The following is a 12,107-nucleotide window of genomic DNA, read 5'->3' as shown; positions in this document are numbered from 1 at the left end:
CATTCAGTTCCTGATGGCCCAGAAGTTGAGTTCAAGCCCGGCGAATTCACCCCCCACATGGAAAGCGAAACCACCCGACTGCTCCAGCTGTGCGATATCTCGGCTGCTCATATCGAGCATGAAATAGGTTTTGCCGGCATGAAACGGAATCTGTCGCGGCGCCACTGGCAGGGGCTTGACCTTGATACCGGCCAAGTGCAGGTTGACCAATTCACGTATGCGCTCTACCGGCCCGACCTTCAGGTGCGCCGGCAGGCGCTGGCGCAGTTCCTCCGCGTCACACTGCGCAGTGGCTGCCAGAATGAACGTGGCCGTACCGAGCAATTTCAACTCGCTTACCGGGCACACCAGCACCCCGTACTGACGTGGCTGCAATGTCAGCTCGATCGCATGTTGCTCCAACACCACCGACAGCACCGCACGTACACGCTCCATCAGCCCGCGAAAACTGGCGCCCTGGTCGGCGTGCTGGTAATGCACATCCAGATGCGCACGCTTACTGTCACTGGCGAACGTTGATAACTCACCCAGCATCGACACCAGCGCGCGGAACATCGCTTCGGGCCGGACCCGGGCCTGGCTCAGGCAGTGCCGCAACTCCAACTCGGTGCGATTGATCACTTGCAGCATCAGAAAGTCACCGAGTTGCGTACCGGCGGCCGTGCTCTCCCCGCGAATGCGCGCCGCAATGGCATCGCCCCGGCTGGCAAGCAAGCCGACCACCTCCTTGAGACATGACGCCACGTACCCATGCTCCTGCACGAAAATGAACGTGGGGACAAACGCCGTATCGAGGATCACGCCCCCTTCACCAGTGGCATCCAGTACCTGGGCAACCTTGAGCTTGACGAAGCGCTGGTCACCCGGCTGTTCGCCCAGCAGGAGACGTAAATCGGGGCGAGCACAGTTGATCCGGCAACGTGCATCCACACCGACGTTGGAGTCCCCCACTTCCACTTCACAGCTGAGGTAGCGCGCCAGAACATCACTCTGCTCTGGTTGACGGACGTCAAGGCAGGTGCCGCTAGCCAGGGGCAGCGCCAGGTAAACCCCTTGCTTGCCCGCATCAGTGGGCACCTGCAACACCAGTGGCTCCATGGCGGTACTCAAGTCAAACAGGCTACCGTCCGGCAAGACGCCACTGGCGTGGTTGACCACCAGCTTGCCTAGCTTGAGGTACTGCATATTGAGTTCCAGCGTGAGCAAGCCCCAGGCATCACTGCCCAACAGACGCGTCTGGTTAAGCTGCTGGTGGTAATAGCGATCGTTGTGCTGCAAGTGCTGGGGCCGCAACAGCATGCCTTCCTGCCAGATAACTTTATGAACAGGCATGTCACTGGGTCTCCACGCCGGCAAGCGAGCCGGCAGCGTGTATACCGGCCTGGCCCAGCACCAGGTCGGCCCGGTTCAATTGCTGCGCGGTTACGGGTAGCAGCAGCCGCCACTGGACATGCGGCAAGTCTCGATAAGCCGCCAGCACTCCCACAAAACGACTGTCAGGCCCGATACGAAGTTTGAACGCCAGGCGATCACCCGGGCGCAATTCAACTTCCTCGCTGTTTACCCAGTCTTTTGGTAGCACCTGCTGCGCATTGCCATACAGGCCGAAGAAGTCGGCATGTTCAAAGGCCCCGCCATGACGCAGTTCAATCAAATGCACCACCACTGGGGACGGGCGGCCGTGCAGGTCAGGGTTGACGTGCTCGCTGGCAGTCAGCACCACGTCCAGCTTGGTCAGCGTGGAAAAAGGCGACAGCGTGCTGCAGCCAGCCAGCAGGCCCAGCAAGAGCAACAGCGAAGTGAGGGTGGCTCTATACATGAATATCATCCTGAAAAATCAATGTGCAGGGTGGAGATCAGGCGCACCTGTTCCTCATACGCCTTGGCGAAATCGCCACCCAAGGGGCGATCGAGCAACCGTTCTCGCGCCACCAACCGTTGGTAGTGACGTTGGTAAGCACGCCAATGCCCACCATCCGTGAAAAACCTGGGCGACTTGCCCTGAGACTCAAAGCACCCCAGCAAATGGCCTGGCTCAAAGGCGGCGCGGGTGTTCCGTACGGCGCTTCGACAGGCCGCCAACAGCGCGACCTGGTGTATTTGCAGTTCCCGATGAGCCTGTGCGATAGCCCGTACTGCGGGCAGTTGGCCCAACTCTTTTGCATCCAACATCGCGGCTAACGCCGCTTGGGTATCGCTGTACATCTTCAAGGGGTTCTGTCCGGCGTCCTGGCTGTCTAGCGGTGCCCTGCCCAGCTCGTTATTCAACTCTTCACGAGTGCGCAGGCTCTGCTGCAGCCCCTCGATCGCCAAGCGAAACAAGCGCGCCACCTTGATCGCCAGCGCCTCCTTGCCTGGTTGGTCGAGGGCATCCAGGCCTACGCCAAGGGCCGCGGCAAACTGTGACCAGAACACCTCATCAGTCGGCGCAGTCGACGCAACAGCGTGCAATGCGGGCCCCTCCACCAAGGGTTCTGCCCGCTGTGGGAATACCACATGCTCCCATTCGGGACCGTGGGTGTCCGCCCACGCCCCTTGCTCGTCGACGACCTCATCCAAAGCCCCCAGGTCATCCGAGGTAGCCTGCCGCTGGTGATCAAGGTCCAGCCCATGCAGAGGGTCAAGCGACAGGAAGGCATCATCGGGAATCGTCACTGACGCGGTGGCCCGTAGCTCGCCGGCAGATTGGGTCGGTTCCAGTAGCCGCGCACGTATCGCCAACGACCCCAGTTCAAACACATCGCCATCGCTGATCAATCGCGCCTGCCCCTTGCGCAGGCGTTCGGGGCTGCCCGCCACCCCGATACCGTTGCGACTGATATCAGTCAGGAAATAGCGGCCTTCACGGTAACCGACCAACCCATGGTGACTGGAGAGTACGCGGCTGGGGTCGGGTATCACCCAGTCACACCCGGAGCCACGACCGATCACACCGCCTGCGCCGTCGAATACTTTTTGGTCCAAAGGTGCGGCCTTGTCGCGCTCGACCGCGCAGACCTCAAACAGAAGCTGCATCGTCGCCACCCCTCCATTCATCGACCACGAATGATCGCCTGCGGGTCACCCAAAGGACGGTACTCGGCATCATCGAATACATAGTTCGCGTTACAGCCACCCAGCAAACACAACACAAGCACGACGGCGTGCCATGGACGATCAGGCATCAGGTTTCTCCCACAATAAAAATCAAGTGCGCCATTCAGCGTTTCTCCCTGGCATCACCAAAGGGAATGTTCAAGCGTGCAAGACGATAGAGCAGCGTGCGCCGGGCAACGCCCAACTCCCGCGCGGTACGGGTGCGATTACCGTGGTTCCTGTGCAAGCAATCGAGCAAGAACGCCCGCTCCACCCGCTCCATACGCTGACGCAGGGTCACATCATCGGTAGCGGATAGCGCCGGTGTCCGCGGCAGCGCCAGGTGCTCGGGCAGGATCACGCTGTGGTCACACAACAACACGGCGCGCTCTACCAGGCATTTGAGCTCGCGTACGTTGCCGGGAAAACCGTGGCTCGACAGTTGGTCAAGAGCGCTATTGGACCAGTCAACAGGCGCCCTCTCCAACGCTGCGCAAGCCTTGTCAGTGAAATGGCGCGCCAGTTGCTGCACATCACCGTCTTGCTCACGCAGGGCCGGCAACGTGATGGGGAACTGTGCGAGCCGGTAATAAAGGTCTGCGCGAAAGCGTCCCTCCTCGACCATCGCATTGAGGTCGCAATGGGTTGCCGCAATAATGCGTACATCGACCTTGTGTGCCGCACTGGCGCCCAACGGGCGCACCTCGCCCTCCTGCAGAACCCGTAGCAACTTGGCTTGCAGTGACAGGGGCATATCGCCGATTTCATCCAGCAGCAACGTCCCGCCGTGGGCGGCGTCAAACAGCCCCGCATGATTGCGCTCGGCGCCCGTGAACGCGCCTTTGCGATAGCCGAAAAGCTCGCTCTCGAGCAGCCCTTCCGGGAACGCTGCACAGTTTTGCACGACGAAAGGCTTGGCCCCGCGCGGGCCGCCCGCATGAATCGCCCGGGCCACCACTTCCTTGCCAGTGCCGGTCTCGCCGCACAACAGCACGGTGTAAGCGGTATGCAGCACTTTAGTGATCAACTGGCACGTCTGCTCCATCGCCGCACTGGTGCCGATCAAGCCGTATGCCCGGGCCAACGGTCGGGTGCGACTCGGCTTTACGCCGCCGTTGGGCCGCATACTGCGCAATACGACTAGCTGATTCAGGGCAAAACTGCCCAGTTGCCCCAAGGATGTTGCGTAGGCTTGCAACTGGGCCGGCTGTTGGCGGGCGCACACCAGCACACCGACAATGCGCTCGCACCGGTTGAACAGCGGCACGCTTAAAAGTGCACGCCAAGGTGTCGCCAACGCCGGCAGGAAACGCGCGTCATAGCAACTGCGTTGCACATCTTCCAGACTCAGGACGGCGCCTTGGTTCAAGGCGTAGTGCAGCAGTTGTTGGTGGTGCAACTCGGGATGAGAGGGGGCGACGGCCAGCGACGGCACCTGGGGTAAATGTTGGGCGATAAGTTCAAGCCCGCCGGTCACTTCATCGAGCAGGTACAACTGGCTGAGTTCGCACTGGCTCAGTCGCGCGGCCCCGGCAACGCACACCTGGGCCAATGAGTGTTCATCACGTTCCAACCCCAGGCGTGTGAAGCAGGCGGACAGCGCATCGGCATATACCAGTGGGGCGGACAATTCGCCAGGCAGCTTATTGGTCATCGGCTGAACTCGCAGTTGTGCCGGCCATTGCCATCCTCTGTGCCGACAGTGTGCGGATCAGTTGTTGCAGGTCCAGATTAATCATGGTCATTCGTCCCTAATGAAAATTGCCGGTAAGCGTGACCACGCCGTCGGCCCGTTCATGTTCCAGCCAAGTGGTCCAGCCCAGGCGGCAAACCGTGTTTTCTCCGATATGCAACGCCCTGATCTGACCCTCAGCCAACACCAGGCGCAGGTCATATTCCAAGGGATCCCGCAGGGTCAGACGCACCAGCGAGCAAAGCGGCTGATACGCCCTCCCCGTGGGCAGGAAATCGTGAAAACGCTGCCAGTTCAGCGCCCGCACATGCACCCTGAACTTGCCGCTGCGGTCAGCGATGCGGTGCCCCAGGACCAGATCCTGGCCAAGGGCGCAATTGGCCCGCCCCAGGTCATTACGCTGCAACGGATTGACCTGGACCGTGCGTTCAACCCACTGCTCGATAAACAGCGCGTCGTGCTTGAAGTAGTAACGCAGCACAGACTCGATCAACGCAGCCGAGTGCACGCGTAAACTCAGCAGGCCCAGGTAAGGCAGCAGGCGCTTGCAATCGAGTTGCGAAGCGCCTCTGATTGCGCTGCCACCCAGCCCCATCAAGGCAAACATCTGCTCGGAAAGCCGATCGTTGGCACCTGCCTGGAAACATGCCCGATAGCGGTATTTGCGCCAGATCGGCAGCATCAGGCGATGTAGACGGTGGTGGAACAGATCAAGGAAGTCTCGAGTCGGGTTGCCACCCGATCGCTCGGCAGATGCCTGCTCACCATAAAACGCAGGCAGTGGTGACCCGGCACCGAATAACCCCAACACGTTGAGGCGCAGGCGAGCGCGCAAATGCCCGTTCTCCTTGAAGAACTCCACCCGGTCGATATCGTGCGCGGCAAACCCCAATCCAGGATTGGCCTGAAACTCCAACTGGTCGTACAGCGCGTCGTCATCCAGCAGTGGATGGGCTTCGCGCAGTCGCTCGGTGACCTGCAGAACCGCCTGAAATAGCGTGTACTCACGAATAACACGGCAAAGGTGAGTCAGAGCAGGGGTTGCTGTCCCATCCGCGATGGCCATTGATACACGTCTCCTTGTGTGCTGATGACTCGCAACTCGTGATATGAATTGAGGCTGGCATAGAGGGCAAAAAACTGATTGAGGACAGAAGCGAATACGAACAGGTCGCCCTGGCCGACAAAGCCCTGGGCATCGAGCGTCAGGTCGACCCGCAAGCCACGGACAGGCAGACCACGGTGCAGTCGATCCACGGCCTCATGGCGGATTGAACGCAAGGCACCCAATCTTTTCTGGCTGACCTTCAGCGCCTGTCGATCGTGATAACGCGGCAGATCATAGGTTTCGAGAATCACTTTCAAGGCATTGATATCGGTCAACGATAAATAGTTGAGTGACATGTTACTGATGAGTTTCCACAGGAAATCCTGGTCCAGTGGCGGCGCGAAGCTAGCAGTTGGCGTGCTGATGTTGCGGAACGTCAACGACTCCGGGGTCTGCTCGCCGGGCTGGTTGATCTCGCCTGCGCGTAGCCGCTGCGGCAGGTTGCCGTTGGTACAGGTCAGTTCGATTGACAGGGTTTCCTGGCCCTGTTCGCGCCGGTTACCGAATCCCATCCAGGTGTCCAGGCCGGCATGCTGCACCGAAGAGCGTTGGCGAATGCTGTAACTGGGCGGTGCCGCCATAGGCTCACTGGCGCTGTCATGTTCAAACGACTCGAACGGCACATAGGTTTGGTAGCCCAGCCCGCCAGGGCGCCACCCGGTGACCAGGTCCACGGAAAACACACCGGCATTGCCCGGCGTATATTCCCCAGGCACCAGGAGATACTCATCCTGTTTACCGTCCAGGCGAATGGGGATCGCATCCTGTTTGAACAGGTTGACGATGGGCGTGCAGTACAGCTTCACATTGTCCAGGGTAGGTCGCTGAGGCTCACGGCCCTGGGTACGAAGTTCGAAGCGCATCACCATGCCATGCACCTGCCGAAGCAACTCATGGGACAGTGAGTGCACTACATCCAGCCCTTCGACATCGATAAACAGGTACTTCTCGGGAAAGGCGAAGTACTCCTGCAGGTGCCGGTAACCACCGAAGGTGTTCTGCGGATAAGGAATCAGCGCATGCTCCGGGGAAAACCCCACCGGCCGGACCTGGCCGGCATTGAGCCGCAGCGCCACAGGTTGGCCATCGTTGGTGCTGACGGGCAGACCGTCGTGATCCAGGAGTTGCAAGCAAATGCCATCGAGATGGCGCAACAGGCTGAGGTACAGGCCCTGGCTGAGGTAGTGGTCTCCGGCCAGGTGCAGTCGCAGCGAATCAAATGCCAGCTCACTGAAGTTACCTTCGGCACTCATGGTCAGACGCAAGTCCAGCCAGGCACCTTCGCCTTTGCATGTGTAATCCAGAGCACTGAGTTGCAAAGGCATGATGTCGGTGGCATAGTATGTACGGAACCGGCAACGCTCGCCGTGGATCGGGGCGCTTTCCACGGCGGTGTCCCGAGCCACTCGAACGCTGGGGCCAGCACGTTTCAAGGGGTCAAATTGCAGGATGCTGAAGCCCGGTATTGGCCGCATGTAATGGGGCCATAGCAAGTGCATCAGCGAATGCGTCAACTCTGGCAGTTCGTCATCCAGCTTCTGGTGCAGGCGCGCGGTCAGAAATGCAAAGCCCTCCAGCAAGCGTTCGACATCCGGGTCCTGGCCAGCCTCCGCGAGAAACGGCGCAAGGGCGGGATTGCGCTCGGCAAAACGCCGCCCTAGTTGGCGCAAGGCACTGAGTTCGCTTTTAAAATAGCGGTTAAAAGCCATCGGCACAGACCTCAACCCGCCCAGGATCAGCCAGGCGTGCGTGGAACACCACGGATTGCAGAACGCCGTCGATAACCAGCTCAGCCTCAATGGCAAATGCCAGGGCCAAGGACTCACGAGCACCAGGCAACAGCCTGACACGCACACTCGCCAGCCGCGGTTCATAGACCTGGATGACGCGCTCGATATGCAGCCGCGACTGAGTCAAGGATTCATGCAGGCTGAGCCGCATATCATTGAGGTCAGGCAAGTCATAGTCAGGCAGTGCCTGGACACTGCCCTCGCGAGTGCTGAGCATTTTTCCCAGATGTGCGGCGACGGAAGCCACCGGACACGCCCGGGCCTGCGCACCGTACTCAAGGCGTTCGAAAAGGCTGTTGTGCTCAAGCATGCCCTGGCCTCTGCTCATTCTTTATCGAGCTTACCGACCAGGGACAAGGTGAAGTCTGCCCCCATGTACTTGAAATGCGGGCGCACACTCACACTGACCCGGTACCAGCCAGGCTCGCCCTCGACATCGCTGACGACGATACGTGCAGCACGCAGCGGACGCCGCCCACGTACTTCAGCACTGGGGTTTTCCTGATCCGCCACATATTGGCGAATCCACTTGTTGAGCTCCAACTCCAGGTCCGTGCGCTCTTTCCAAGAGCCCAACTGCTCGCGTTGCAGCACCTTGAGATAATGGGTCAGACGGTTGACCACCATCATGTAGGGCAATTGGGTGCCCAACCGATAGTTCAGCTCTGCCGCCCTGCCTTCTTCACTGGTGCCAAAGGATTTGGGTTTCTGCACAGAGCTGGCGGAAAAGAACGCTGCGTTATCGCTGCCCTTGCGCATGGTCAAGGCGATGAAACCCTCTTGCGCCAGCTCGTACTCGCGACGGTCCGATACCAGCACCTCGGTAGGGATCTTGGTTTCGATCTCGCCCATGCTCTGGAAGTGATGCAGCGGAAGGTCTTCGACGGCCCCGCCGCTTTGGGGGCCGATAATGTTCGGGCACCAGCGAAAGCGCGCGAAGCTGTCGGTCAGGCGCGTAGCAAAAGCATAGGCAGTATTGCCCCACAAATAGTGCTCGTGGCTGTTAACCACGTTTTCCTGATAGGCGAAGGTCTTGACTGGACAATCAAGGGGGTCGTACGGGGTGCGTAATAGAAAGCGCGGAACGGTAAGGCCAATATATCGGGCGTCTTCGCTCTGGCGAAAACTTTGCCACTTGGCAAACTGCGGGCCTTCGAAATGGTCCCGCAGGTCCTTCAGGTCGGGCAGCCCGGTGAAGCTTTCCAAGCCAAAGAAACTCGGCCCTGCAGCGGCAATGAAGGGTGCATGGGCCATGCTGGCGACGCTGGAAGCGTACTGCATCAGCTTCACATCGGGAGCACTGGGCGAGAGAAAGTAGTTGGCAATGATCGCGCCCACCGGCTGCCCGCCGAACTGACCGTATTCAGCGCTGTACACATGCTTGTAAAGCCCGGATTGGGTAATTTCCGATGAGTCTTCGAAATCCTCCAACAGGTCCTGGCGCGAGACATTCAACAGCTCGATCTTGATGTTCTCGCGAAAATTGGTGCGCTCGACCAGCAACTGAAGCCCTCGCCAGGAAGCCTCCAACGCTTGAAAATCCGGGTGGTGCAGAATCTCATCCATTTGTTGGCTGAGCTTGGTATCGATCTCGGCGATCATCCGGTCGACCAGACGCTTCTTTACCGGTTCGCCGCGGTTGTGTGGCCTGACCAGCTCTGCAATAAACGCCGACACGCCGCGCTTGGCGATGTCGTAAGCCTCGTCGTCGGCGCTCAGCAATGTCTGGGCAACGATGTTATCGAGGATGCTGCTGGCTTGGGTGACGTGTACGGGTTGCAGGTCGTGCTGAATCGTCGTCATGGTGTCAGTGTCCTTTTACTGAAAATGTCAGGCTTCAGGGCTGTCCAGGCCCAATTCGGCCAGGACCCGAGAGCGGGAATCGCCATTGGCCAATACCTGCTCAATGGCCTTGCGAAAGCTCGGCGTGTTCCCCAGTGGGCCCTTGAGCGCCACCAATGCTTCACGCAATGCCATCAGCTTCTGCAACTCCGGGATCTGCTCGACCAGGTTCGCGGGGTTGAAGTCCTTCATCGCGTTGATCCGGACCTGGATCGCCAGCTCATCCCCATCGGCTTGATCCTGGAGGCGGTCGGGAACGCTGAGCGTCAGGCTCAACGCTTGCTTGGCCAACACTTCGTCAAAGGTGTGCTTGTCGATGCCGATAGGTTTGCGATCTTCCAGCTTGCGTGGGTCCGCACGCAGGGAAAAGTCCCCCAGCACCATCAGCTTCAGCGGCAGCTCGACTTCTTCCTGGGCTCCACCGACGGCGGGTTTGAAGGTGATATTGATACGTTCCTTGGGGGCTACCGAACCATCTTTGGCCATGGAGCTTTTCCTTTTTTGATGAGGCTTTATTCGAGTACTGCTTCTAGGTCGAAATGGCACAACCGGCGATGCAGGGCGTCCTTGCCGTCGCGTAAGGCCTGGTTTTGTGGCAACAGGTCATAACAGCGGCACAGGAGCTGACAGACTTGTACGGCCAATGTCGGCTCCCAGCTCTCCAGGCCCGTGCGCTGCAATTGAAGGTCGAGGTGTTCCAGTTGGATCCTGGCCAGGTCGTGCTTGCCGGCCGCCACACACAACCTGGCCAGTGCCAGGCGCCAATGAAAGCGGGTGCGATCGTTGCACGCGCCTTGCAAGCCTTGCTTGAGCACGCCGACCGCAGCCTTGAGTCCATCCTTGCGCAAACAGGGCATCACCGCCTGCAACGCGATTTCCCAGGGCTCGCTGGTCACCTCGGCTACCACGTTGGACGGCTCGGGTTTACGCACATGGCGCATAACGTGGAGCGCGATCCACTCGCCTGTCGCGGGGTTGGCAAAGGGAGTGCCGTCGTCGAACCTGTACTCAGGCAGGCTCGGCAGACGCTGTAGCAGCAGCGCGAAATGCATTTCCAGCTCGGTCATGGCCAGGTCTGCGCGCAAGGCCTCCAGGCACTCCCACGCCATGCGCAAGCCATCGAACCAGAACAATGCACCGGCCAGGCTGGCCTCGAGCTCAAGTAGCACATCGGCGTAATGACCTTGGCTGAACCGGTCCTGATAGCGCTTGAGCTTGTCGGCGGCCAACGGGCGCAGAGCCGTTATCCGTTCACTGTTGGCGTCGGGATAGCTGACGAGCATCAGCCATGCCAAGGTTCGCCCCAGGCGCAGGGCACGCAGGTCGGCGGCGTTCTGACGCAACCACCAGGCACATAAAGGGCGGGCCTGTTCCTGTAATGCCCGTAGCAGTTTGTGCGCGTCTTTCTCGTTGTTGACCGAATGCTCGGGCTTGAACAACGGGGTTGTCGCTTGCGTGACGTGGGCAATGGCGCCCGCGACGCCGCCAGGTTGCGCCGCACCTTGCGCGGCATGGGCCAGGCGCTCCGAGAGCTGTCGGCGAATCGGCAGCAGCAAGGGAGCATCGCCGCCAAGATGGTGGGCCCATAACTGATCCAGACGTTCGAGGTGCTCCAACAGCACCTGGAATAATGGCCGTTGATCGCTGAGCGACAGGTGTTGTGCAAATGCGTGCTCGAGGCGCGATACCAACCAGCCAAATGCCGCTACCCGGGTACGCAGCTTGGCAGGGTAGACATCCGCCCAATGGTGTTCGCAGAGCTCAAGCAGCAACCCGAGACCGGCCAGCAGCCCAGTAAAGGAGTCACGCTGATACAGCGCCCAGGTCAACCAGGCCGCGACGCGCAGATCCTTGGAATGCTCACGCAGCAGGCACTCGCTGATTTCGCTGACCTTCTGCCAATCCGGCAGCCCCGTATCATGAATCGATTGTGCCTTGCCAAGCTCGGCTTCCAGCGTTTCAAACTCGCTGGAGAAACGCATGTCACTGCCAACAAAACTGCCTGAAGAGCAGGCTGTTCGTGCAAGTTCCCGGTAATAAACAATAAGATTTTCTGAATAAACCATTTTGGGCCACACAAACCGTCCAGGGCAAAATAGGCAAACTTAGCGCCATTGAAGTACGCATCAGATTGCCCTTTAACTTCCGTTCAAAACACATCGAAGTGTGCGAACCTTAGCCATGGAAAAAGCAATCAGCAAGTAACGGAACGGAACTTAAGAAACTTCCTACACGCAACGGCAAATAGGCGCCTGCGCAGTTATTTGCGCAGGGATATCACACAAAAATAACCGTCTGCCTCGCACGACCGCGTATTTCCAGAACAAATGACATGAGCAACTAAATGCGCATACATGTGCAACTTACAGGCGTAAAAACAGCCGCAGCCCGACAACAACTTCCAAAAATCCGAGCATTAAACCGTTATCACCTTAACTTCATTGCCCCTCACACTTTCAGGCACGCTTCTTGTTAAGGATGGTCTGAAGTAGCCATGTATTTCCCCGGCATACCACCTAGCGCAACTTTTAAACTCGCCAAATGATCAAAAAACAATCAATTCGACGAGTATTTCTTACGTTTTCGCCACCCGGACCCC

11 protein-coding genes are annotated in these 12,107 nt (G+C 59.1%); all 11 read right to left on the bottom strand.

The window, feature by feature from the left end:
* Positions 1-3: 3 nt before the first annotated feature.
* The 11 genes from tssK to tssA all read right to left on the bottom strand — a co-directional run bounded on the left by tssK (position 4) and on the right by tssA (position 11,574).
* A complete protein-coding gene (tssK, locus tag JFT66_RS17060; protein WP_198859710.1) occupies positions 4-1,332 on the bottom strand; it encodes a type VI secretion system baseplate subunit TssK in 1,329 nt (442 codons plus the stop codon).
* 1 nt (position 1,333) lies between these two features.
* Positions 1,334-1,819 carry a type VI secretion system lipoprotein TssJ gene (gene tssJ, locus JFT66_RS17055; protein WP_153839547.1) on the bottom strand — a complete coding sequence of 162 codons (486 nt, stop codon included), beginning with the start codon at positions 1,817-1,819 and terminating at the stop codon, positions 1,334-1,336.
* A 5-nt stretch (positions 1,820-1,824) separates the two neighbouring features.
* Positions 1,825-3,015, bottom strand: a complete 1,191-nt coding sequence (gene tagH / locus JFT66_RS17050; protein WP_198859709.1) for a type VI secretion system-associated FHA domain protein TagH — start codon at positions 3,013-3,015, stop codon at positions 1,825-1,827.
* Between the two features lie 17 nt (positions 3,016-3,032).
* Complete coding sequence (locus JFT66_RS17045; protein ID WP_153839545.1) at positions 3,033-3,164, bottom strand: type VI secretion protein; 132 nt, start codon at positions 3,162-3,164, stop codon at positions 3,033-3,035.
* Positions 3,165-3,199: 35 nt separating this feature from the next.
* Positions 3,200-4,729 (bottom strand): sigma-54-dependent Fis family transcriptional regulator, encoded by a 1,530-nt coding sequence (locus tag JFT66_RS17040; protein WP_198859708.1) that lies wholly within the window; start codon positions 4,727-4,729, stop codon positions 3,200-3,202.
* Between the two features lie 97 nt (positions 4,730-4,826).
* Positions 4,827-5,834 (bottom strand): type VI secretion system baseplate subunit TssG, encoded by a 1,008-nt coding sequence (gene tssG, locus JFT66_RS17035; protein ID WP_153839543.1) that lies wholly within the window; start codon positions 5,832-5,834, stop codon positions 4,827-4,829.
* Positions 5,798-7,585 carry a type VI secretion system baseplate subunit TssF gene (gene tssF / locus JFT66_RS17030; protein WP_198859707.1) on the bottom strand — a complete coding sequence of 596 codons (1,788 nt, stop codon included), beginning with the start codon at positions 7,583-7,585 and terminating at the stop codon, positions 5,798-5,800. Before tssF ends, tssG begins: the two co-directional genes overlap by 37 nt.
* Complete coding sequence (gene tssE / locus JFT66_RS17025) at positions 7,575-7,976, bottom strand: type VI secretion system baseplate subunit TssE (protein WP_198859783.1); 402 nt, start codon at positions 7,974-7,976, stop codon at positions 7,575-7,577. Before tssE ends, tssF begins: the two co-directional genes overlap by 11 nt.
* A 14-nt stretch (positions 7,977-7,990) precedes the next feature.
* Complete coding sequence (gene tssC, locus JFT66_RS17020) at positions 7,991-9,469, bottom strand: type VI secretion system contractile sheath large subunit (RefSeq protein WP_153839541.1); 1,479 nt, start codon at positions 9,467-9,469, stop codon at positions 7,991-7,993.
* 27 nt (positions 9,470-9,496) lie between these two features.
* On the bottom strand, positions 9,497-9,994 hold the full coding sequence (gene tssB, locus JFT66_RS17015) for a type VI secretion system contractile sheath small subunit (protein WP_153839540.1): 498 nt from the start codon (positions 9,992-9,994) through the stop codon (positions 9,497-9,499).
* Positions 9,995-10,020: 26 nt separating this feature from the next.
* Positions 10,021-11,574 carry a type VI secretion system protein TssA gene (gene tssA / locus JFT66_RS17010; protein WP_198859706.1) on the bottom strand — a complete coding sequence of 518 codons (1,554 nt, stop codon included), beginning with the start codon at positions 11,572-11,574 and terminating at the stop codon, positions 10,021-10,023.
* Positions 11,575-12,107 lie beyond the last annotated feature (533 nt).

Source organism: Pseudomonas sp. MF6755, assembly GCF_016405635.1.
Classification (GTDB): domain Bacteria; phylum Pseudomonadota; class Gammaproteobacteria; order Pseudomonadales; family Pseudomonadaceae; genus Aquipseudomonas; species Aquipseudomonas haemolytica.
This window is presented reverse-complemented; position numbering and strand designations above follow the sequence as displayed.